Source organism: Lentzea nigeriaca, from assembly GCF_016907955.1.
Classification (GTDB): domain Bacteria; phylum Actinomycetota; class Actinomycetes; order Mycobacteriales; family Pseudonocardiaceae; genus Lentzea; species Lentzea nigeriaca.
Genome location: NZ_JAFBCX010000004.1, coordinates 480,964 through 503,357, shown reverse-complemented (window position 1 = coordinate 503,357; position 22,394 = coordinate 480,964). Strand labels below are relative to the sequence as shown.

Sequence of the window (22,394 nt, the reverse complement as noted above, 5' to 3'; positions counted from 1 at the left end):
GGGGTCTCCACTTGTCAGGCTACGTTGGACGCCATGGACTTCAAGGGACCGTGGGTGCGCCGCGTGAACAAGGCGATGGTCGGACTGCGCAACGCACCGCTCGTGGGGAAGCTGGTGCGCAAGGGCGTCACCATCGTGTCCTACACCGGACGGCGGTCCGGCCGCACGTTCTCCACACCTGTTGGCTACCAACGGGAAGGCGACGTCGTGAGCATCCAGGTGATGATGCCGGACGACAAGACGTGGTGGCGCAACTTCAACGGCGAAGGCGGCCCGCTCACGTTGGAACTCGATGGCACGCAACGGACCGGGCACGCGACATCGCACCGTGACGACAAAGGCCGCGTCACGGTGCGCGTGCAGCTCTAAACCGGAGGTGGCCGACGGTCGGCTCGGCCAAGTAGCGTCGACATGTGCCGGAGCAGGGAGAGATCATCGCCGAGCGGTACCGGCTGATGTCGTCGATCGGACACGGGTCCATGGGGGTGGTCTGGCAGGCGCGCGACGAGCAGGTCGGCCGTGTGGTCGCCGTCAAGCTGCTCAACGCGGACCGGCGGTCCCCGGACGCGGTGGCGCAGATGCTGCGCGAGGGCCGGGTCGCCGGCCGGTTGCGTCACCCGCACGCGATCAGCGTGTACGACGTCGTCGAGCACGACGGCAAGCCCTGCCTGGTGCTGGAGTACCTGCCCTCCCGCAGCCTCGCGGCGCTGATCGCCGAACGGGGCGCACTGCCGCCGGGCGTGGTCGCGGACGTGGGACGGCAGGTCGCCGCAGCGCTGGCGGCGGCACACGCCGAGGGCATCGTGCACCGGGACGTCTCGACGTTCAACGTCCTGGTCGCGGAAGAGGACGACATCGCGAAGATCACCGACTTCGGCATCGCCCGCGCGGTCGGCGAGGGCACGGTGACCGATGCCCGCCTGATCGTCGGCACGCCGGCTTTCCTCGCGCCGGAGGTGGCGGCGGGTGAGGCGGCGACGTTCGCCTCGGACGTGTTCTCCCTCGGCGCGACCCTCTACGCGGCGCTGGAGGGCACGCCGCCGTTCGGTGTGGACGAAAATCCCTACGCGCTCCTGCAACGCGTGGTTCGCGCGGAGATCGAGCCGCCGAGGTCGGGTGGCCCGCTCGGCGAGGTGCTGCTGCGCCTCCTGCACCGGGACGCGGCCGAACGCCCGACGATGGCCGAGGCCCACAAGCTGCTCGCCGCGGTCGCGGAGGGACTGCCGTTGCCCACACAGGCCCCGAGGAGCGGGACACGGCTGCTCGTGGTGCGCCGGCACTTGCCACGCCGGGTGATCGCGATGGTCGCCGGTGCGGCCGCCCTGGTCGCCGCCGGTGTCGTGATCGGCAGTGTCGTGCAGGGCGATCGGTCAGGCAGTGCCCAGGCCAACCCCACCACGACCACACCCACGGCCACGACCGCCTGCGATGCCCGCTACGAGGTGACCAACTCATGGCCTGGCGGCTACCAGGTCGAGGTGACCGTGCGCAACACCAGCCCGCGCGGCCTCAGCGGCTGGACCGTCACGTGGCAACCACCTGCGGGCCACACCATCGGCAACCTGTGGAACGGCACCCTGACCCAGAAAGCGACCTCGGTGACCGTCACCAACGCCGGCCACAACGCCGTGCTCCCCACCGGAGGAACCACCACGTTCGGGTTCGTCGCCGCCGGCCCCGAACCCGCCCGCCCGGCCGTGACCTGCTCCACCGCCGGCTGAACGAAGGCCTACCGGTCAACGGAATCCAGGCGGCGGGCTCCAGGAACGCAAGGTCCGGTGTGCGGTCCGTTCGGCGGCGATCATGACGAGACCTCCGGAACGATGACGACCTTGCCCAGCACGGTGCGCGACTCGGCCAGCGCCAGGGCGGCGGCTGCTTCCGGCAACGGGATGCGCGCGGCGATCTGCGGCGTGAGCACGCCGGCGCCGACCAGGCGCAGCACGGCCGAGAGGTCCTCGGCCAGCCGGGCGCGGAACGCGGCGGGACGGAACCGCTTGCCGGCCCAGAAGTTGTAGAAGCCCGCGCGCTTGCCGTTGGGCAGCAGGTTCCACAACAGCAGGCGGCCGAACAGCTTCAGCACCGGCAGCATCGCGTTGCCGGGCTCGTCCTTCGTGGCGGCCGAGCCGTAGTTGACCAACGTGCCGCCCCGGCGCAGCAACCGCCACGACTCGTGCAGGCCCGCGCCGCCGACGTGGTCGAACACCGCGTCCACGCCATCGGGCGCGAGCTCGCGGATCCGGCGGTACATGTGCGGGTCGCGGTAGTCCACCGGGATCGCTCCGAGCGCGCGCACCGCGTCGTGGTGGCGAGTCGAAGCCGTGCCGATCACCTTGATCCCGGCGTGGCGAGCGAGCTGCACCAACGTCGAGCCCACGCCACCGTTGGCACCCAGCACGACGATCGTGTTGCCGCGCTTGACCTTCGCGGTGCGGTACATCATCTGCCACGCCGTGACGCCGTTGACCACAACGGTTTCCGCGGCGGCCGCGTCCACGTGGTCCGGCACCGGCACGAGGTCGGCGGCCTCGACGATCAGGTGGCTGGCCCACCCGCCGACCTTGGTGACCGCGGCGAACCGGTGCGACTTCAGCGAGGGGTCCACGCCGGGGCCGACGGCGACGACCGTGCCGACCACGTCGTAGCCGGGCACGAACGGGAACGGCGGCTGGTCGAAGTACTTGCCCAGGCGCATCTGCTGCTCGGCGAACGAGACGCCGGTCGCGTCCATGCGCAGGACGACCTGGCCCTCGCCCGGCGCCGGCAGGTCACGGACCCGCACGTGCAGGCCGTCCGGCTCGACGACGCCCGGCAGGACGATCTCGGTGGCGGTGGTCATCGGAAGCTCCTCAGGTCTCGTGTGCTGACAGACGTAAGCTAACGCCCGTAAGTAAACGACCGCAAGACCTAACGCTCATAAACTTTCAGGTGTATGGTTACGGCCGTGACGACCACCGAACCGCGCAAGCGCAACCGTCGAGGTGAGGGCGGCAAGCTGCGGGAAGAGATCATCGCCGCGGCCGTGGCCCTGCTGGACGAGGGCGGCGACGAACGCGCGGTCACGCTGCGCTCGGTCGCCCGCAAGGCGGGCATCGCCGCGCCGTCGATCTACGCGCACTTCGCGGACCAGCCGTCGATCATGCTGGCCGTGGTGCAGCGGGAGATGGACCGGCTGGCGACGGCCCTCCGCGAGGCCGACGAGCACGCCGGTCAGGACGCGCGCACCAGGCTGTTCGCGGTGTGCAACGCCTATCTCGAACTGGCCAGGGAGCACCCGCAGCGCTACCGGATCATGTTCGGCGGCCTGTGGACCCCGTCGGTGGACGACACGTCGATCAGCGACGCCGACCTGGAGTCACTGGGCGCCGAGGCGCTCACATTGCTCGCCGACGTGCTCGAAGCCTGTGTGGCACAAGGGATCGCGTACGGCAGCGACGACCTCTACGGCGATGCGGTCGCGTTGTGGCTGGGGTTGCACGGCCTTGCGCACCAACGAGCCGTGGTGCGCAAGATGCCGGGGCCGGCCGACGTGGCCGAGCGTCTGATCACGGCGCTCGCTCACCTCAAGCCCTAGCCGAAAACATCCTCCGGATCGCAGTTCATGACGACCTCGCAGTCGCAGAAGCCACCGAGTTCCTCCAGTGCGGCAACGATCGGATCCGGCGCGAGGCTCTGTTCGCCCACCCAGCGAAGTGTGTGGCGAAGTGTGTGGTCGCAGCCTTCCTCGATCACGAGCGCGTCGACGAACTCCACCAGGGCCGTGAGCTGCTCGCGGCTCAGCGGCAGGCCGGCGGTTCGCGCCTCCGTCTCGGCGCGCTTGTACCGGTCGCGCAGCTCTTCGCGGCGGTTCTCGTCCGGCGGCGTCCCCATGGTCACGGCGCTTCGAACAGCGTCGACACCGACTCGCCGACGTTGATCCGCCGCATCGCCTCCGCCATCGCCGGCGCGATCGACAGCACCTTCAACTTCGGCACGGCCTTCGAAGCGGGAATCGGCACGGTGTTCGTCGCGACGATCTCCAGCACGTCGTCGAACGCCTGCAAGCGATCCAGCGCCCCGGACGAGAACAGCCCGTGCGTGCAGGCCACCCGAATCGACCCGGCTCCGCGCTCCCGCAGCTTGTCCAGCAGCTCGATCACCGTCGACCCCTTGGCGATCTCGTCGTCCAGCACGATCACGTCGCGCCCGGCCACATCGCCGATCACCGTCGAGATCTGCACCTTGTCGTCCGCGAACCGCTGCTTGGCACCGGCCGCGACGGGCAGCCCGAGAATCCGCGCGAAGTGCGCAGCCTCCTTGGCATTTCCCAGATCCGGCGACACCACAACCGTGTTCGACAGGTCGTAGGCCGAAAAATGCGCCGCCAGCTCACGAAGAGCGTGCAGGTGATCTACCGGCACCGAGAAGAAGCCGTGCACCTGCGGCGAGTGCAACGTCATCGCCAGCACCCGCGAGGCCCCTGCGGCCACCATCAGGTCGGCGACCAGCCGTCCGCCGATGGAGATCCGCGGCGCGTCCTTCTTGTCGGAGCGCGCGTACGCGTAGTGGGGCAGCACAACGGTCGTGCGCGCTGCGGAGGCGCCACGGGCAGCGTCCAGCATCAGCAGCAGTTCGACGAGATGTTCCTGCACCGGCGGCACCAACGGCTGGATCAGGAACACGTCCCGCTCCCGGCAGTTCGCCTGCAGCTGCACTTCGAGGCAGTCGTTGGCGAACCGGGTCAGGCGGCTGGGCGACAGGTCGACGCCGAGATGACGGCAGATCTCCTCGGCGAGTGACGGATGGGCAGAACCACTGAAGACAGCGATGTCACGCACATCCGCAGAACCTAGTCGATGACCAGCACCAACTTGCCGTCCTTGAAGAACGGTGTGAGGTTCCCGCGCGTGTCGACGGTGTGCACGCCACGCGGTAAGACGGCCTCGATGGCCGTGAACGCGAGGATGTCCGAGACGCCGTGACGGCCGCGTAACGACCGTTGGCCCTGGAACCGCAGAGCGCGTCCCTCGCGGCGGTATTGGTGGGCCTCGGCAGCAGCGGAGGCGCCTACTCGCAGCGTCTCCGGACCGGCCAGACGCCCCGACGCGGCACCGCGCACGGCGACCCCGAAGCCCTGCTCGACCAGCGAGTTCACCACTGCGTCGGACGGGGGAACGGGCAGCAGGAAGGACATCGCGTAGTGGCCGTCGACCTCGTGCACCACGACCGTTCGGGCCGTGGTCAGCACGGTGTCGTGCAGCTCCAGTGCGATCTTCTCCGCTTCCCAGCGGTTTTCGTAGCCGGCGTCGATGCCGACGAAGGTGCTGGTCACCTGACCTCCACGAAGATCGGGTTGGTGTAGCACCACAGGTCCTCCCACGGGTTCGCGGCTCCCGGAGTGTCCGCCTGCGGTTCGAACGCGCCACGGTTGCCGTCGGTTCCGCGCAACCGGATGTAAAAAGGCTCCCGGACGTTGCGGAACGTGTGCGTGAAGACCGCATAGTGCCAGCGCGGCTCGTATGAACGCTCGACGTTCACATGTGGCGTGGACAACGTTTCGGACGACGCCCGACCGGTTACCAGGCCTTTGATGAGGTCCAAACGACGGAGGCGCGGCACGAATCCCGCGCTGTTCGGGCGTGTCGCCAAACGGGCCTTGACCAGCACCGTCACGTCGGATCCACGCCGCACGCGCAGCCGCCCGCCCATGGTCTCGGTGCCGCCGGTGCCGTGAACGGTGAACCGCAGGTCGTCGACCAGCCCGCCATGCGAAACCCATGCCCGTCCAGCCCGCAGACCCTCCATCACGGCGCCGCGCGTGCGCCGGGTCGCGCCGACGACGGTCCGGGAAAATTCGCACGGGAAGAAGTCGACATAGGGCGGCAGGGTCTGCGGCGGACCGGTCTCCACCGGGTCGAGGTGCTTGCCGGTCTGGTCGAACTGGGTGGAGGGCTCCGGCACGCGGACGATCGTGTCGCGCGAGTTGAAGTGCGAGTCGGAGTTCGACGTGATCCACCAGCCGAGACCCTCGGCGAGCATCGAGTCCCACACGCCGCCGACCTGCGCCGTCATCCAGTCGAAGCCGCCGTACGTGCGGTAGGCCTCCGCCGGGTAGGCCGGGTAGGAGTTCGACCCGGCGCTGTTCGCGTAGCCGCCGCGGTGGCCACCGGGACCGCGCAACGGGTCGCCGTCGCCCTGTGCGCCGGGTGCGCCCTCCATGCCGACAACGATGTCGGGAGCCAGGTCGCGCATGTTCCGCAGCTCGTGGGGCGCCACGCGGCCGTTGCGCATCGGGTGGTTCACGAACACCAGCGCGGACTTCATGGTGCCGTTGCTGATCTTGGTCTGCAGCCAGCGGATCGCGTCGAGAGCCTTCTTCTCGTTGGCGGGACTGGAGGCTTCCTGCCCGTTCAACCGCCAGTCGAACTGCCGCTCGAAGTCGCGCAGCACACCGGCCTCGTCGTGGCAGTCCTCGAAGAAGAGGGTCGCGTGTTCGGCGCCGGGGACGTTCCACTCCATGCCTTGCCACAGCAGCAGATGCGGGAACTTCTGCTGCGCGCGGTGGATGTCCGCGGCCGTCGGCTCGACGGAGTGCGCCTCGTGCGACGCGTGCCCGTGGTCGGTGATCACGAGCCAGTCGGTGCCGTGCCGCAACGCGCCGCGGATCTGCTGCTCGATCGTGTACATGCCGTCGTACGAGTACTGCGTGTGCGTGTGGTGATCACCGGAAAGCCAGTGATAGCCGGAAGATGCCGACGCACGGCCGGTGCTGAGCACCCCCGCCAGACCAAGCGCGCTCGCGCCGTGCAGGAAGCTGCGGCGGGCTACTTCGGACACGGTTGATCCTCCACGCGATTGGTCGGGTTCGTGGAGGCTAGACCGATCGGGTGAGACGCAGGTAGCCGCTGAATGGCTGGTGAGAGAACGATTTAGATGGGCAGCAGATCTACCCAGTCGAGGAACGGCAAAGCGCCCGTGGCCTGCAGCGCGGCCAGTCCCAGCCACACCGACAGGATCGTCACGATCGGTCCGACGATCGCCATCTCGACCACGCCGCCGGTCTTCATCCGCATGATCTTCGGCGGCGCCACCGGGTACCACGTCCTGCCCATGATCGGGATCGGCCACAGCATCGGGCAGCCCTGCTCGGTGATCGCGTCGCCGATGTAGTGCGCGAAGCACCCGACACCGACCGCGATTCCGCACGCCGCGGCGGAAGCGTTCGTCTGCGCGGTCCACGCGATCATCGCCCAGGTGATCCCCGCGGACACCACGGTGATCATCAACGCGTCCTGCTTGGGGTTCCAGTCGTTCATGATGCCGCGCACGGCGAGACCCGCGAACACGAACATCAGCACGGGCAGCGCCCACTTCTGGCTGTTCTGCACGACCGCGGTGGTGAAGACGGCGGCGAACAACGCGAAGACGAGCGTGTGGGTGAGACCGCGATGTCCGCCGTCTCGCTTGGAATCCTTCTTCAGTCGTGTTGTCCGGTACACGAAGCTGCTCACCGCGTTGATACCGGCGGAGAATCCGCCGCTCAATGCTCCGAACGTGCGCGAGATGGTCGAACCGGGGTGGTCCAGGTCCGGCAGAAGTGCTGCCCCGGTAGCGAGAACCGCGCCGACGGCCCAGCTCTGCGGCGTGAGTTGGCCGATCGGGTGACTCGACGCGAGTGCGGTGACGGTGCTCCAGGCGAGCAGCCCGCTCATCGCATGTGTTGGCCCAGTTGACACTTACGCCCCTTCTGATGATCACCCGATGGTGAGAACACTAGCCGCAGGTATCACGTGCCCGAGCCGACTCTCCATATCTCCGGACGACAACCCCTCGGCAAGGAGCACCGACATGGCGCAGGTTTGGCTCATCACCGGCAGTTCCCGCGGCATCGGCCGCGCGACCGCGGAAGCGGTGCTCGCCGCCGGACACCGGCTCGTCGCCACCGCGCGCAACCCGCGCGATCTCGACGACCTCGTCTCTCAACACGGCGACCGGGTCAGATCTGTTGCACTCGACGTCCGTGATGCCGGGCAGGCGAGGGCGGCGGTGGCGACGGCGGTCCGCGAGTTCGGCCGGCTCGACGTCGTGATGAACAACGCGGGCGCGGGTCGCGTCACGTCGATCGAGGAGTGCTCGGAGGCGGACTTCCGTGATCAGCTGGAGATCAACCTCATGGGCGTGGTGAACGTGACCAAGGCCGCGCTGCCCGTCCTGCACGCGCAGCGTTCGGGTCACTTCCTGCAGGTCGGGTCGACCGCAGGGCACATGGCGTTCGGCGGAGGGCTCGCGCCGTACGTGATGGCGAAGTTCGCGCTGCGCGGCTTCACCGAGTCGCTGGCCGCCGAGTGCGCGCCGTTCGGGGTGAAGGCGACGATCGTCGAACTGGGAGGCTTCCAGACGGACTGGACCGGCCCCTCTCTGGTGGTGACCGAGCCGGGAGAGGACTACGTTCCGTCTGTCGGGGCAATGCTCGACATGATGCGTGGCGCGCACGGCAACATGCCTGGTGATCCGGCCAAGGCCGCGCGGGTCATGCTCGACGTGGTAGCCATGGACGAACCTCCGCTGAGTCTGCTGCTGGGCAGCGACGCGGTGGAGATGGTCCGCATGGCCGACCAGGCACGAAACGCTGAAATCGACAAGTGGGAGCACGTGAGCCGCTCGACGGACTTCGATCCTGAATCGGTGTAACCAGGGTCGCAGGCACACCTCGGCGGTTTACCAGTACGCTTGTCTTGCTTGCATCGTCGCGAGAGGAGCGCCCGGAGTTATGGGCAAGATCAAGGTTCAGGGCACCGTCGTCGAGCTCGACGGCGACGAGATGACCCGGATCATCTGGCAGTTCATCAAGGACAAGCTGATCCACCCGTACCTGGACGTCACCCTTGAGTACTACGACCTGGGCATCGAGCACCGGGACGCCACTGACGACCAGGTCACCATCGACGCCGCCAACGCCATCAAGAAGCACGGCGTCGGCGTCAAGTGCGCCACGATCACGCCGGACGAGGCGCGCGTCGAGGAGTTCGGCCTGAAGAAGATGTGGGTCTCGCCGAACGGCACGATCCGCAACATCCTCGGCGGTGTCGTCTTCCGCGAGCCGATCATCATCTCGAACGTCCCGCGTCTGGTCCCCGGCTGGACCAAGCCGATCATCATCGGCCGTCACGCGCACGGCGACCAGTACAAGGCCACCAACTTCAAGGTGCCCGGCGCCGGCAAGCTGACGATCACGTTCCAGCCCGAGGACGGCTCGGAGCCGATCGAGCACGTCGTCACCGAGTTCCCGGCGGAGGGCGGTGTGGCGATGGGCATGTACAACTACAACAAGTCCATCGAGGACTTCGCCCGCGCCTCGTTCTCCTACGGCCTGCAGCGGGGCTACCCCGTCTACATGTCCACGAAGAACACGATCCTGAAGGCCTACGACGGCGCCTTCAAGGACATCTTCCAGCGCGTGTTCGACGAGGAGTTCAAGGCGGAGTTCGACGCCAAGGGCCTCACCTACGAGCACCGCCTCATCGACGACATGGTCGCCGCGGCCATGAAGTGGGAGGGCGGCTACGTCTGGGCGTGCAAGAACTACGACGGTGACGTCCAGTCCGACACGGTCGCGCAGGGCTTCGGCTCGCTCGGCCTGATGACCTCGGTCCTGATGACGCCGGACGGCAAGACCGTCGAGGCCGAGGCCGCGCACGGCACCGTGACGCGTCACTTCCGCCAGCACCAGGCCGGCAAGCCCACGTCGACGAACCCGATCGCGTCGATCTTCGCGTGGACCCGCGGCCTCATGCACCGCGGCAAGCTGGACAACACCCCCGAGGTGATCCGCTTCGCCGAGGCGCTGGAGCAGGTCGTCATCGAGACGGTCGAGGCCGGTCAGATGACCAAGGACCTCGCGCTGCTGGTCTCGCCCGACCAGGAGTGGCTGACCACCGAGGACTTCCTCGCCGCGCTGGACGAGAACCTCAAGAAGAAGATGGCGTCGTTCTGACGTTCGCCTGACTAGAGCACGCGAAAAGGCCACCCCGGTCACGCCGGGGTGGCCTTTCTCGTTCGGCGTCACCCGGTCGGTTCCTCTTGCGGGTGGTTGCCGCGCCGAGCCCTCCATCTGGATCCTTCAGCCGCTATATCTGCTGGTCCAGGGCAGCTGCGGTATTCGGAGGCGGCGATGTTGGGTGTTCCGGTCAGGGGCATGATCGTGATTGGCGTGCTCGGCCTCGCCGGTGTCATGTACATGTCGGGCGGCGGCAAGCAGATGGGCAGCGACAAGGGCGGCCAGATCTGCAAGGTCACCGTGACCGCGGACATCCTCAACGTCCGCTCCGGACCGGGCGACATGCAGCCGGTCGTCTCGACCATGCCGCGCGACGCCGTCGCCGACGCCCAGCCGCGCGTCGAGAACGGGTACCGAATGCTGAGCGACCGGCGGTGGGTGAGCACCCAGTTCGTCGCGTTGACCAGCGACTCGACCTGCAAGTGAGCAATGCTCCGAATTTCCGGTCTTTCCACGGCCAGGTGTCCACATCGGACCGGCAGTGTGAGAAGGCGCTGCCGGTGAAGGCCGAGCGCGACCTGAGCTGTTCGTGACACCACGAGCCGTCGAACTCCATCTCACGCGTGCGTATCGGAAGCGAGGTATTTCCGGTCGGCGCGATTTGGCGGCGACACTGGAAAAGGCCGACGCGTGAGCCGGTCTTTTCCTCCGCTCGTTACTTGACGACCGCGATGCCCGACGCGCCGATCTTCAGCTCACGGGAGACGATGGTCTTCTCGAGGCCGTAGTCCACGTCCACCGTCGTGGCTCGTGGCCGGGGTGACGACGGCCTGCGCGGTACCTGCGAAGGGTTCTTCGTGATTTCAGGGGAGATTTCCTGGGCCTGTTTCGAATCTGACCACGCGGATCCGTACGCTCAAGATCGGCGCGCAAACTGTTCGTGTTCGCCGAAGTGCCGGTTTGTATTGGGCAACGACTTCGGTGGCGTGTGGCAAACTTGCGGGCATGCTGCGGAACATGTTTCGGTGGGGCCGGGGTAGGGGCGTCACGCAGTGCTCCTGCACGCCCGAATGGCAGGGCCTGTACACCGAGATCGACGGCCAGCGCCAGCTCGCGCTGCCCCGCGACGAGATGGCGACCATCGTCGGCTACCTGGACCTGACCGCCCACTGCGCGGGCTGCGGCGCCGAGTACCCGAAGCCCTGGGGTCTCGCGTCCAAGTAGGCTCCTCCGTCGTGCTCACGGTCTCCACGGTCAACGTCAACGGTCTGCGCGCCGCCGCCAAGAAGGGCTACCTGTCGTGGCTCGCCGCTTCTTCCGCCGATGTGGTGTGCCTGCAGGAAGTCCGCGCCGAACCTGACGAGCTGGCCGTGGAGGTCCACTCGCCTCCTGGTTGGTACGGCGTGTACGCCCCGTCGTCGTTGAAGGGCCGTGCGGGCGTCGGCGTGTTGTCGCGCGTTGAGCCTTCATCGGTCCGTGTGGGCTTCGGTGTTTCCGAGTTCGAGTCCTCCGGCCGATACGTGGAGATCGAACTGCCTGACGTCGTGGTGGCCTCGCTGTACCTGCCGTCCGGCGACGTCGGCACCGAGAAGCAGGACGAGAAGGACCGCTTCATGGCGGCCTTCCTGCCCTACCTCGTGTCGTTGCGCGAGAAGGCGGCCGTGTCGGGCCGTGAGGTGCTCGTGTGCGGCGACTGGAACATCGCGCACCAGCAGGCGGACCTGAAGTCCTGGAAGACCAACCAGAAATCGTCCGGGTTCCTGCCGTACGAGCGGGAGTGGATGTCGTCGGTGTTCGCCTCCGGGTACAACGACGTGGTGCGCGCGCTGCACCCCGACGTGGCCGGGCCGTACTCGTGGTGGTCGTACCGCGGCAAGGCGTTCGACAACGACTCTGGTTGGCGCATCGATTACGTTGTCACAACCGACCGCCTGGCCGCTTCGGCGACGTCCGCCGTGGTCGAACGCGCCGCAACCTACGCGGAACGCTGGTCCGACCACGCCCCGGTAACCGTCACCTTCGACTGGCCCAGCTGACCCGCGTTGCTGGTTCTGGCGTCTGCAAGTACCGCCAACCCATGATCAAAAGCGGCTGTAGCTACAACCAACTGGACGCCTTGATGCCCTCCAGCCCGGATGCGGCCTGGTCTCCGCCGAACGAGTTGGTAGTAGTTAGAGGCCTGTTGATCAGTTGTTGGCGGTACTTGCAGACACCCCAGCCGCGTTGTGAAGCGGCGATCGGGTGGCGCATCGACTACCAGGTGGCGACGGACGGGCTGGCGGCTCGGGCTCGGTCGGCGGTGGTGGAGCGGGCGGCGACGTACGGCGAGCGCTGGTCGGACCACGCGCCGGTCACCGTCGTGTACTCGGACTGACCGGGCGCGAAAGACCGGGCACAATCGTGCGCGGCTCGAAGAGCAGCTTCGTCAGCTGCTCGCTGGGCTCGACTGAACACCGTCGCCCACTCCGACTGATCACGCAGGCCGATTACGATCGGCTGTCCGTCCGGACAATCACCTTGCCCTCGTGCGTGACGTCACCACATACCACTCTTCCACGTCGCCCGGCGAGTCTCGTTCGCAGTCTGGTGCGTGGTGTGGTTACACCAAGATGTCGGCGTGGCGTTGTGCTTTCAACGTGACAAGGCGTGCGGATGTCGTGTCGGTAGAGCGACTTGACCGCGCATTCAGCACGCACCGCCCGTTGGGGTGCAAGGAGGCCGCCGGACCCGGAGTCAACCGGGAGTACCGCCTGAGTTCTGCTTGTTCGATCGTCTTGCGGCAACAAGACGTTCGAGCTCCAGCTCGGGCCGCTCCGGCGTGGTCCCGCCGACGACCAGGCCGAGCCGCCCGATCGCGACACGGCGGAGACCGACGGCTACGCCGACTGACCCAGCCCACCCGGTCTTTATCGCTCTTGTCCCCCGCCTGACGGCTCGATTTCACCTGCTAGCTCCCCGAACATGAGCACGATTCACCATCGATGAATCGGGGGCGCGCTCATGACGGGTTTCAGCCGACGTTCGTTTCTCCTGGCGATGGGGGTGGGCGCCGCGGGCGTGCCGCTGCTCGACCGCCAAGCGTTTGCGTTCACCGCGGGCACCACGCTCGACGTCACCGCAACGCCGATCGGCACCAGCGGCTACCGCAGGCTCACGGCCGGGCCGGGCTGGCCGACCGTCGTGCGCACCGACCTCGTCCAGGCAAAGGCGGGCAGGGAGGCACGGCGCCAAGCTCTCACGAGCTTCGTGCAGTTCTCCGACATGCACATCTGCGACGCGCAGAGCCCGTTGCGGTTCGAGTACCTGCACCCGCAGATGGGTTCCGGGGCGCACCGGCCGCAGGAGACGCTGACCGCGCAGGGCTCGACGGCACTCGTCCGGCGCGTCAACGCCGTCAAGCGCGGTCTGTTGACCGGCAGGCCCTTCGACTTCCTCATGACGACAGGGGACAACACCGACAACCACGAGCACGTCGAGCTCGACTGGTTCCTCACGATCCTCAACGGCGGCCGCATCACGCCGAACACCGGTGACTCCAGGTACGAGGGCGTGCAGAACGCGGGCATCAGCACGTTCTGGCAGCCGGACCTGTCAGGCCAAGACGACTACAAGGCAAAAGGCTTCCCGCAACTCACAGGGTTGCTCGACGCGGCGGTCCGCGGGTTCACCAGCCCTGGCCTGGACATCCCCTGGTACGCCACGATCGGCAACCACGACGACAGCGTGGTCGGCTCGCTGCCGGACGGCCTGCTCGACAGCTGGTACACCGGACGCAAGAAGATCGTCGGGTTCGGCGACCCCGTGCAGAACGCGAAGGTCGCGCAGGCGTTCAGCGACCCCACGGCGGTCCCGGAGGCGATGGCGCTCCTCGCGGGCGGCGGCGTGATCAGGACCGTCACGCCCGATGACCGCCGCAGGTTGTTCACCACGGGTGAGTTCGTGCGCAAGCATCTGCCGACGGGCGGTCACGGTTACACGGAGGCCAACGCGGACGGCGTCGACGTCTTCTACACGTTCCGGATGGCGCCCGGCGTCACGGGAATCAGCATGGACACGACGAACCTCGCCGGCTTCGCCGAGGGATCGATCGGGCTGCACCAGCTCAACTGGATCGAAAAGACCCTGAGGCGCAACAGTTCGCTGTACTACGACTGGCTCGGCCTGCCGCAACGGCAGAACGTCACCGACGAGCTGTTCGTCCTGTTCAGCCACCACACGTCCAAGACGATGGGCAACGTCCTGCCGGATCGGCGCCGGCCGTTGGACCCGCGCGTGAACGGTGACGCGCTCGTGAATCTTCTGCACCGCTTCCCGAACGTGCTGGCGTGGGTCAACGGGCACACGCACCGCAACGTGATCACGCCGCACCGGCACGAAACGCCCGGCAGGAGCTTCTGGGAGATCAACACCGCCGCGCACGTCGACTACCCGCAGCACGCCCGCGTGATCGAGGTCGCGGACAACGCCGACGGCACGTTGTCGCTGTTCACGACCCTTCTCGAAGCGGACGCGCCGTACCAGGTCGATTACGACGACAGGTCGGACACGGCGCTGGCGAGCCTGTGCCGGGAGTTCACCTACAACGACATCCACTCGCGGACGAACCCGCTGGGCACGCCGCTGGACCGGAACACGGAGTTGCTGGTCAGCGTGCGATGACGTAATCCTTGCCACACCCTGATCACGGTGATCAGGAATTTCAGCGGCATAAGGTCGTTGACGTGGCAGTGGACATCTCGCTAACCCCACCGCAGCCCCGTCCGAGTGCGGCGGCCATGAGGCGTGCGCTGCGCCGGGCCGCCGACGGTGCCGTGCTCGACGCGACCGAGGCCGCCGTGCTGCTGCACGCGCGCGGCGAGGACTTGGACGCGCTGCTGACGGCGGCGGGCAAGGTCCGGGACGCGCACCTGCTCGCCGAGGGGCGGCCCGGGGTCGTCACGTACAGCCGGTCGGTGTTCATCCCGCTGACCAGGCTGTGCCGCGACCGTTGTCACTACTGCACGTTCGCGACCGTGCCGCACAAGCTGCCCGCCGCGTTCCTCGAACGCGACGAGGTGCTGGCGATTGCCCGTGCGGGCGCCGAGCAGGGGTGCAAAGAGGCTCTCTTCACGCTCGGGGACCGGCCGGAGGACCGCTGGCCAGCTGCGAAGGAGTGGCTGGAGGCGCGTGGCTATGAGTCCACTTTGGACTATGTGCGCGCCAGTGCCATCGCTGTGCTCGAGGAAACGGGTCTGCTGCCGCACCTCAACCCCGGCGTGCTGAGCTGGGAGGAGCTGCAGCGGCTGCGGCCCGTGGCGTCCAGCATGGGCATGATGCTCGAGACCACGGCCGAGCGGCTGTGGAGCGAGAAGGGCGGGCCGCACTACGGCAGCCCGGACAAGGATCCCGCCGTCCGCCTGCGGGTCCTCACCGACGCCGGGCGCGTGAACGTCCCGTTCACCACCGGAATCCTGATCGGCATCGGCGAGAACCTCACCGAGCGCGCCGAGTCGTTGCTCGCGATGCGGCAGATCGCCAAGCAGTACGGCCACATCCAGGAAGTCATCATCCAGAACTTCCGCGCCAAGCCGGACACGGCGATGCGCGGCATGCCCGACGCCGACCTGACCGAGCTCGCGGCCACGATCGCCGTGGCGCGCCTGGTGATGCCGTCGACCGTGAGCGTGCAGGCGCCGCCGAACCTGGTCGGCGAGGAGTTCGGCCTGATGCTGCGCGCGGGTGTCGACGACTGGGGCGGCGTCTCGCCGATCACGCCGGACCACGTGAACCCCGAAAAGCCGTGGCCGCAGGTGGACGAGCTCGCCGGCGTCACGCGCGAGGCCGGTTTCTCCTTGCGGGAGCGGCTGAACGTGTATCCGCGGTACGTCCGCGCGGCGGCGGGGCAGTGGATCGACACCCGGCTCACGGCGCACGTTTCCGCGCTGGCGCTGGAAAGCGGCCTCGCGAACCCGGACGCTCTCGTGGTCGGCCGCGAGTGGCAGGAGCCGGACGGCGGGCTCGACACGTTCGGCCGCGCGGACCTGAACACCGCGATCGACACCGAAGGGCGCACGAGCGATCGTCGTGGCGACTTCGACGAGGTCTACGGCGACTGGAACGAGCTGAAGATCCCCGTTGCGCCGCAACGACTTCCCGAAGACGTCCAACGTGGACTGAAGATCGCCGCGAGCGATCCGGCAGCGTTGCTCGACGACACCGACGCCGCGATGGCTCTCCTCACCGCCGATGGTCAGGCGTTGGAAGAGATGACGCGTCTGGCCGACGACCTTCGCCGAGAAGTGGTCGGTGACGACGTCACGTACGTGGTCAACCGGAACATCAACTTCTCGAACGTCTGCTACGTCGGCTGCCGCTTCTGCGCGTTCGCCCAACGTGAGCGGGACGCGGATGCCTTCAGGTTGAGCGCCGAGGAGGTCGCGGACCGCGCGCAGGAGGCGTGGGACTCCGGTGCCACCGAGGTGTGCATGCAGGGCGGCATCGATCCCAAGCTGCCGGTGACCTACTACGCGGACGTCGTGCGCGCGATCAAGAAGCGTCTGCCGGAGATGCACGTTCACGCGTTCAGCCCGATGGAGATCGTCTCCGCTGCCGCCAAGGCGGGCGTGAGCGTCCGCGAGTGGCTGACGGAGTTGCGCGCGGCCGGCCTCGACACGATCCCCGGCACGGCGGCCGAGATCCTCGACGACGACGTCCGCTGGGTGCTGACCAAGGGCAAACTGCCGACAGCGACCTGGCTCGAGGTCGTCAGCACCGCGCATGAGCTGGGCATTCGCTCGTCGTCGACGATGATGTACGGCCACGTGGACCACCCAGGTCACTGGCTCACCCACCTCCGCGTGCTGGCTCGGCTGCAGGACCAGACCGGCGGGCTCACCGAGTTCGTCGCGCTGCCGTTCGTGCACCGCAACGCCCCCATCTACCTGGCAGGAGTCGCACGCCCCGGCCCCACCCGCCGCGACAACCGCGCCGTGCACGCGTTCGCGCGGCTGGCGTTGCACGGGCGCGTCGACAACATCCAGTGCTCCTGGGTCAAGCTCGGCGACGAGGGCACCGCGGAGATCCTCAACGGCGGCGCGAACGACATCGGCGGAACGTTGATGGAGGAGACCATCAGCCGCATGGCAGGGTCCGAACACGGGTCGGCGCGTACTGTGCGTGAGCTGGAGACCCTGGCTTCACTAGCAGGGCGTAACGCCCGTCAGCGGACTACGACATATGGGCGAGTGCGAACCGATCACCAGTGACCGATAGTCTGAATCGGCGCAAAGACGCTACCGGTGATCGGTAGCTTGGCGGCCAATCAGTCAGCAAGGTTCACCCTTCCGGGGTGGATCTGTGCCTTGGGGAGGCTCGGCAAGTGCACGGCATGAGTCTGGTACTGAGCGCTGCGGTCGAGAGCAGCATGACCGGTACCGCTGCTGCGGGTCCCGTGGGTCTGGTCGCGGTCACGGCCGGCGTGGGTGGTCTGGTGTACGGCCTGGTGAAGCGCCGCAAGCCGGCCCCGGTCACGGCCGCCAACCAGCGCGTCGACCTCGTCCAGCAGGACACCGCGCAGAACTGATCCACCTGGTCTGAGAAGATTTCCTTCGTGTCCACGGAGAACGCACCCACCAGCCGCCCTCGTGTCCTGTCCGGCATCCAGCCGACGGCGGGCTCGTTCCACCTCGGCAACTACCTGGGTGCCGTGCGGCAGTGGGTGGCCCTGCAGGAAGCCCACGACGCGTTCTACTGCGTCGTCGACCTGCACGCGATCACCGTGGAGCAGAACCCGAAGGAACTGCGCCAGAACACCCGCGTCTCGGCCGCCCAGCTCCTCGCACTGGGCATCGACCCGGACCGCGCGACGCTGTTCGTGCAGTCGCACGTGCCGGAGCACGCCCAGCTCGGCTGGGTCATGCAGTGCATGACCGGCTTCGGCGAGGCGTCGCGGATGACGCAGTTCAAGGACAAGTCGGCACGCCAGGAGCAGTCCGTCGGCGTGGGCCTGTTCACGTACCCGATCCTGCAGGCGGCGGACATCCTGCTGTACCAGGCGCACTACGTCCCGGTCGGCGAGGACCAGCGCCAGCACCTGGAGCTGACCCGCGACCTGGCGACGCGCTTCAACTCGCGCTACGGCAAGACGTTCCGCCTGCCGGAGGCGTACATCGTCAAGGACACGGCCAAGATCTTCGACCTGCAGGACCCGACGGCGAAGATGAGCAAGTCGGTCCCCGGCGGCGTCGTCGAACTGCTGGAAGACCCGAAGCGCTCGGCCAAGAAGATCCGCTCGGCCGTCACCGACACGGGCCGCGAGATCATCTTCGACGTCGAGAACAAGCCGGGCGTCTCGAACCTGCTGACGATCTACTCGGCCCTGACGGGCCGTTCGGTGGAGTCGCTGGTCGCCGACTACGACGGCAAGGGCTACGGCGACCTGAAGAAGGATCTCGGCGAGGTCTTCACCGAGTGGGTCACGCCGGTCCAGGAGCGCGTCCGCATGTACCTCGACGACGTCGCGTCGCTGGACAAGATCCTCGCGCGCGGCGCGGAACGAGCCCGCGAGGTCGCCTCGGTGACACTGCGCCGTTCGTACGAGAAGATCGGTTTCGTCCTGCCCGAGTAGTGCACGTGCACTAGCGTCCTGAGGGTGGACAAGTGGCGCCGGAAGTACGCATGGCTCGACCACATCATGCTGGCGTACGAGCGCTACACCGAGAGCTACGGCACCCACTACGCGGCCGCCGTCACGTACTTCAGCATCCTGTCGCTGGTGCCGATCCTGATGATCAGCTTCGCGGTGGCGGGCTTCGTGCTGCAGTCCCAGCCGGACCTGCTGGCCCAACTGCAGGCGAGCATCGCCAAGGCCGTGCCGGACCAGAACCTGCGCGACCAGATCAACGAGGCCGTGAACACCGCCCTGGACTCCAAGGGCACGGTCGGCATCATCGGCCTCCTCGGCGCCGCCTACTCGGGGCTGGGGTGGATGAGCAACCTCAGGGACGCCCTGACCGCGCAGTGGGGGCACGCCAAGGCGAACCTGCCGTTCCTGGGGACGCTGTGGCGCGATCTGCTGGCTCTGGTCGGTCTCGGGCTGGCGATCGTGTTGTCGTTCGGCATCACCGCCGCAGGGTCCGGGTTCGCGAAGCACGTGCTGGAGTGGTTCGGGTTCGAGGACGCCGGGTGGGCGCGTGCGCTGCTGAAGATCGGCACCATTCTGTTGTCGCTGCTGGCCAACTGGATGGTGTTCCTGTGGGTGCTGGCTCGGTTGCCGCGGAAGCCTGTCGGGTGGCGCAGCGCGTTGCGTGGGGCTTTTGCTGCTGCTATCGGGTTTGAGTTTTTGAAGCAGGCGGCCACGGTGTTCTTGTCGTTTGTTACCCGGTCGCCTACTTCTGCAGCGTTCGGGTCAGTTATCGGTGTGTTGGTGTTTGCCAACATTGTGGCGCAGTTCTTGTTGTTCATCACCGCTTGGACGGCCACTGCGCGGGAGAATCGCGAGCCTGAGGTGGTTCCCGCGCCTCCTCCTGCTGTTATTCGGCCTGTCGTTTCTGTTCGGTCCGGGCCTTCGCCTTCCTTGATGTTGGGGGCTGGGGCGGTTGTGGGGGCGTTGCTCGGGGTTCGGTGGCGGAGGCGGTAGTTTCGCTGGTCACCTTGACGAGCCGGGTTATTTCGTCGCCGCTTCGCGACGATTGCGATGGGGGCCGTCAGGTTCCGGGAATTACCGCTTCCCGGTGGGGCATTAGGGCCGTCCGGCTCGGCTGCACCTTTGCGGCTGAAGGTCTTCTCGGCCTGGATTCGGTGGGGCGGCCGCCGCCGTCACCACCGCGTGATCGCTTCGCCCAAGAAGTGTCAGACCTGCCGCGTACGTTGGGTCGCGGGGGATCCGAAATCCCAGGGGACCTCTGCGCGAGCCTGCGCAGCGTCGCCCTGGCAGGTGCTTGCCGCCCCAAGCCGCGCGGCATGCCCCGCCGGACCAGCTTCCCGGACTGCTCACACGAAAAGGCCCCAGCGCCGGTGCGCTGGGGCCGTGGCGTTGCGGAGGTCAGACCCCCTGGGCCGCTTGGGCGGCTTGGCGGCGTGCCCTTGCCGCCTTGGCTCGCTTGTTGCGGATGTAGAGGAGGATGGCTGCCAGGAGGCCGATGCCGGCCGCTGCCGTGATGGGGAGGCCCACGGTGCCGAAGGCGGTGGGGCTTGGGCGGCCCGTGTCGGAGGTCGTGGCTGCCGTGTCGTTCGAGGTTTCGGTGTTTTCCTGGGTCGACGTGACCTTTGGCTTGGGCTGGGGGGCGCCGTCGACCAGTTTGCCCACGCCACCGGGGCCCATGGCGAAGCCGTAGTCCAGGAGTTTCGCGGCCTGGTTGGTGATGTGGGTGGGCTGTTGCTGGCCGCGCAGGAGGACGACGACGAGGCGGCGGCCGTTGCGTTCGGCGGCGCCTACGTAGGTGTGCTGGGAGTCGTCGGTGAAGCCCGTTTTGCCGCCGATGGCGCCCTGGTAGCTGGCGAGCAGGCGGTTGTCGTTCGTCAGCATGATCGTGCCGCCGTTGCGGCCGGGGAACTGTGCCTGCTGGAGTTTGATGGCCTGGGCGAACTCGTCGTACTTCATGGCGCCGCGGAAGATCAGGGCCACGTCGTAGGCCGAGGTGCTCGTGCCGGGGGCGTCGAGGCCGGACGGGGTCACGGCGCGGGTGTCGAGGGCGCCGAGTTCCTTCGCCATGGCGTTCATCTTGCGCAGGGCGTTCGGGACGCCGCCGAGCTGACGGGCCAGGGTGTGCGCCACGTCGTTGCCCGAGGTGAGGAGCAGGCCCTGCAGCAGCTGGCGGACCGTGTACTGGCCGCCGTCCTTCAGGCCCACGCAGGTGCACTCCTGCTGCGTGTCCTCGGCGCTGGCGGTGACCACGAGGTCGCCGCGCAGTTCCTTGGCCACGACCATCGCCAGCAGCACCTTGATGACGCTGGCCGGGCGCTGACGGCCGTGCGGGTCGTACGCGGCGATGACGGCGCCGCTGTCGATGTCCGCGAGCAGCCACGAGGCGGCCGTGATGCCGCTCGGGGGCTGGGCCGAGTTCGGCGGCAGGATCAGGCCGCACTCGCCGAGGCGGTCGCCGCCGATCGGCTTCTCCGGCACCTCCAGCGGGGTCGGCGCCTTCTGGCCGGGCGCCGGCTGCTCGGACGTGTCCACCGGGGGCGGCGGGGTCTCGCGGTTCGCGCACTGCGCCGAGGCGGCCTGCTGCGCGGTGCCGGTCGGTGCGGCGAACGCGGCTGTGGCCGTTGCTAGGACCAGGGCGACGATGAGCCGTTTGGTGAAGGGCACGCCTCCAGGCTATCCACCCCCGTTTAGCGTCGTGCACGCACCACGTCCGATACTGGTCGCCGTGAAGCTCTCGCGCCCGATGTCACTCTTCCTGGTGGCTTTCGGTGTGTGGTCCTGGGTGATCTGGCCCACGTTCCTGAAAAACATCTGGAAAGACCCACGTTCGTTCAGCGACGGACCTACTGCTTTCTTCACGGTGCACCTGGTGCTCGTGATCGTCTCGCTCGTGCTCGGCACCATCATCGGGGTGCTGGGCGTGCGGGGCTTCCTGGCCACTCGACGTCGATAGGAAACGCTGTGGAGTTCGTACGCCTGTTGCTGGTGTTCCTGCACCTGCTCGGCATGGGCTTGCTCGTCGCGATGATCATGTTGCAGGCCAAGGCCGGCAAGGACGCGCCGGTCAACAAGGGCTGGCTGCACGGCGCCGCCCTGCAGCTGCTCACCGGTGTCGCGCTGGTCGGCATCGACCCGCTGGTCGACTCGGTGAAGTACGACCACATCAAGATCGGCGTGAAGCTGCTGGTCGTCGTGGCCATCGCCGCGATCGTCGCCATCAACGTCAACAAGCCCAAGGCCCCGTCCTGGCTGATGCCGACGGCCGCCTCGCTCGTTGTGCTGAACGTGGGCATCGCTGTCTTCTGGACCTGATCGAGCGATGTCGGACGCACCTGACGGGTGATGTCCGCTCGCATCGCGAGCGACACGCAGTACCTGGGCGAGCCATCGTGGCATGTCACGGATCGCCTATATCGGTGTGCTCACCGCCGGAGCTGTGTTGTCGATCGTCGCGCTGCACGGTGCCGCCTCGGAGGCCTCGGCCTCCGAGGACGGCTTGGTGTGCGCCACCGCGTGGTGCGCGAAAGAACGTCGACGATGGCGCACGCCCGCGCCAAGAGGTGACGAACCTCCCACCTCGACGCGTCCGACCACCTGCACCAAGGCGTCCACGTTCACGTACACGAAGCCGTCGACCACGACGAGCACGAAGACGACGACGCCGGTCACAACGACGACGACCGCAACAACCACTCCACCGACGACCAAGCCTCCGACGACGACCAATCCGGTCGCGAACCTCCGCGCGCCAGGCACCCTCCTGCCGCTGGCCGTCAAAAACTGTCGGTGGCGCTT

The 22,394-nt window shown here is 67.6% G+C and carries 23 protein-coding genes and 1 pseudogene; 16 read left to right on the top strand and 8 right to left on the bottom strand.

Going from position 1 to position 22,394, the window contains the following annotated elements; all coding sequences use genetic code 11:
- The first annotated feature begins 33 nt into the window (after positions 1–33).
- Positions 34–369: a nitroreductase/quinone reductase family protein gene (locus JOD27_RS16840; RefSeq protein WP_204763180.1), complete on the top strand. Its 336-nt coding sequence runs from the start codon at positions 34–36 to the stop codon at positions 367–369.
- A gap of 44 nt (positions 370–413) precedes the next feature.
- A complete protein-coding gene (locus tag JOD27_RS16835) occupies positions 414–1,721 on the top strand; it encodes a protein kinase domain-containing protein (RefSeq protein WP_204763179.1) in 1,308 nt (435 codons plus the stop codon).
- An 80-nt stretch (positions 1,722–1,801) separates the two neighbouring features.
- On the opposite strand, the gene JOD27_RS16830 is transcribed toward JOD27_RS16835, so the two are convergent.
- Positions 1,802–2,839 (bottom strand): medium chain dehydrogenase/reductase family protein, encoded by a 1,038-nt coding sequence (locus tag JOD27_RS16830; protein ID WP_204763178.1) that lies wholly within the window; start codon positions 2,837–2,839, stop codon positions 1,802–1,804.
- A 105-nt stretch (positions 2,840–2,944) separates the two neighbouring features.
- Between JOD27_RS16830 and JOD27_RS16825 the strand changes: the two genes are divergently transcribed.
- Positions 2,945–3,574, top strand: a complete 630-nt coding sequence (locus JOD27_RS16825) for a TetR/AcrR family transcriptional regulator (RefSeq protein ID WP_204763177.1) — start codon at positions 2,945–2,947, stop codon at positions 3,572–3,574.
- Here JOD27_RS16825 and JOD27_RS16820 read toward each other — a convergent pair.
- The 5 genes from JOD27_RS16820 to JOD27_RS16800 form a co-directional block, all read right to left on the bottom strand.
- Complete coding sequence (locus tag JOD27_RS16820) at positions 3,571–3,870, bottom strand: DUF2695 domain-containing protein (protein WP_204763375.1); 300 nt, start codon at positions 3,868–3,870, stop codon at positions 3,571–3,573. The genes JOD27_RS16825 and JOD27_RS16820 overlap by 4 nt on opposite strands.
- Positions 3,871–3,872: 2 nt before the next feature.
- A complete protein-coding gene (locus JOD27_RS16815; protein ID WP_204763176.1) occupies positions 3,873–4,817 on the bottom strand; it encodes a ribose-phosphate diphosphokinase in 945 nt (314 codons plus the stop codon).
- Positions 4,818–4,828: 11 nt separating this feature from the next.
- Positions 4,829–5,311 carry a hypothetical protein gene (locus tag JOD27_RS16810; protein WP_239567172.1) on the bottom strand — a complete coding sequence of 161 codons (483 nt, stop codon included), beginning with the start codon at positions 5,309–5,311 and terminating at the stop codon, positions 4,829–4,831.
- Positions 5,308–6,816, bottom strand: coding sequence for a PHP domain-containing protein (locus JOD27_RS16805; protein WP_204763174.1), 1,509 nt, complete (start codon positions 6,814–6,816; stop codon positions 5,308–5,310). Before JOD27_RS16805 ends, JOD27_RS16810 begins: the two co-directional genes overlap by 4 nt.
- A gap of 92 nt (positions 6,817–6,908) precedes the next feature.
- Complete coding sequence (locus JOD27_RS16800; RefSeq protein ID WP_204763173.1) at positions 6,909–7,715, bottom strand: metal-dependent hydrolase; 807 nt, start codon at positions 7,713–7,715, stop codon at positions 6,909–6,911.
- 112 nt (positions 7,716–7,827) lie between these two features.
- Between JOD27_RS16800 and JOD27_RS16795 the strand changes: the two genes are divergently transcribed.
- The 11 genes and pseudogenes from JOD27_RS16795 to yhjD all read left to right on the top strand — a co-directional run bounded on the left by JOD27_RS16795 (position 7,828) and on the right by yhjD (position 19,592).
- A complete protein-coding gene (locus JOD27_RS16795; protein ID WP_204763172.1) occupies positions 7,828–8,670 on the top strand; it encodes an SDR family NAD(P)-dependent oxidoreductase in 843 nt (280 codons plus the stop codon).
- Positions 8,671–8,749: 79 nt separating this feature from the next.
- Positions 8,750–9,973, top strand: a complete 1,224-nt coding sequence (locus JOD27_RS16790) for an NADP-dependent isocitrate dehydrogenase (RefSeq protein ID WP_204763171.1) — start codon at positions 8,750–8,752, stop codon at positions 9,971–9,973.
- A gap of 201 nt (positions 9,974–10,174) precedes the next feature.
- Positions 10,175–10,462: an SH3 domain-containing protein gene (locus JOD27_RS16785; RefSeq protein WP_204763170.1), complete on the top strand. Its 288-nt coding sequence runs from the start codon at positions 10,175–10,177 to the stop codon at positions 10,460–10,462.
- Positions 10,463–10,981: 519 nt separating this feature from the next.
- A complete protein-coding gene (locus tag JOD27_RS16780) occupies positions 10,982–11,200 on the top strand; it encodes a hypothetical protein (protein WP_189257771.1) in 219 nt (72 codons plus the stop codon).
- 11 nt (positions 11,201–11,211) lie between these two features.
- Complete coding sequence (locus JOD27_RS16775; RefSeq protein ID WP_204763169.1) at positions 11,212–12,012, top strand: exodeoxyribonuclease III; 801 nt, start codon at positions 11,212–11,214, stop codon at positions 12,010–12,012.
- A 203-nt stretch (positions 12,013–12,215) separates the two neighbouring features.
- Positions 12,216–12,350: pseudogene (locus JOD27_RS16770) on the top strand (exodeoxyribonuclease III); the annotation flags it as partial.
- A 626-nt stretch (positions 12,351–12,976) separates the two neighbouring features.
- Positions 12,977–14,635 carry a TIGR03767 family metallophosphoesterase gene (locus JOD27_RS16765; protein WP_204763168.1) on the top strand — a complete coding sequence of 553 codons (1,659 nt, stop codon included), beginning with the start codon at positions 12,977–12,979 and terminating at the stop codon, positions 14,633–14,635.
- 62 nt (positions 14,636–14,697) lie between these two features.
- The gene (locus tag JOD27_RS16760; protein WP_204763167.1) at positions 14,698–17,220 is read left to right on the top strand and encodes a bifunctional FO biosynthesis protein CofGH; all 2,523 of its coding nucleotides are present in this window, start codon (positions 14,698–14,700) and stop codon (positions 17,218–17,220) included.
- Between the two features lie 122 nt (positions 17,221–17,342).
- The gene (locus JOD27_RS16755; RefSeq protein ID WP_189257766.1) at positions 17,343–17,537 is read left to right on the top strand and encodes a hypothetical protein; all 195 of its coding nucleotides are present in this window, start codon (positions 17,343–17,345) and stop codon (positions 17,535–17,537) included.
- A gap of 27 nt (positions 17,538–17,564) precedes the next feature.
- Positions 17,565–18,581: a tryptophan--tRNA ligase gene (gene trpS / locus JOD27_RS16750; protein ID WP_204763166.1), complete on the top strand. Its 1,017-nt coding sequence runs from the start codon at positions 17,565–17,567 to the stop codon at positions 18,579–18,581.
- Between the two features lie 24 nt (positions 18,582–18,605).
- Complete coding sequence (gene yhjD, locus JOD27_RS16745) at positions 18,606–19,592, top strand: inner membrane protein YhjD (RefSeq protein ID WP_307830160.1); 987 nt, start codon at positions 18,606–18,608, stop codon at positions 19,590–19,592.
- Between the two features lie 405 nt (positions 19,593–19,997).
- Here the strand turns inward: yhjD and JOD27_RS16740 are convergent, their stop codons facing one another.
- Positions 19,998–21,263, bottom strand: coding sequence for a D-alanyl-D-alanine carboxypeptidase family protein (locus tag JOD27_RS16740; RefSeq protein ID WP_204763165.1), 1,266 nt, complete (start codon positions 21,261–21,263; stop codon positions 19,998–20,000).
- A gap of 61 nt (positions 21,264–21,324) precedes the next feature.
- On the opposite strand from JOD27_RS16740, the gene JOD27_RS16735 reads away from it, so the two are divergent.
- Both JOD27_RS16735 and JOD27_RS16730 read left to right on the top strand, forming a co-directional pair.
- Positions 21,325–21,552, top strand: a complete 228-nt coding sequence (locus JOD27_RS16735; protein ID WP_204763164.1) for an SCO4848 family membrane protein — start codon at positions 21,325–21,327, stop codon at positions 21,550–21,552.
- 8 nt (positions 21,553–21,560) lie between these two features.
- Entirely contained in the window at positions 21,561–21,911 is a 351-nt protein-coding gene (locus JOD27_RS16730) for a hypothetical protein (protein WP_204763163.1), read from the top strand.
- A gap of 96 nt (positions 21,912–22,007) precedes the next feature.
- On the opposite strand, the gene JOD27_RS16725 is transcribed toward JOD27_RS16730, so the two are convergent.
- Positions 22,008–22,268 carry a hypothetical protein gene (locus JOD27_RS16725; RefSeq protein ID WP_204763162.1) on the bottom strand — a complete coding sequence of 87 codons (261 nt, stop codon included), beginning with the start codon at positions 22,266–22,268 and terminating at the stop codon, positions 22,008–22,010.
- Positions 22,269–22,394 lie beyond the last annotated feature (126 nt).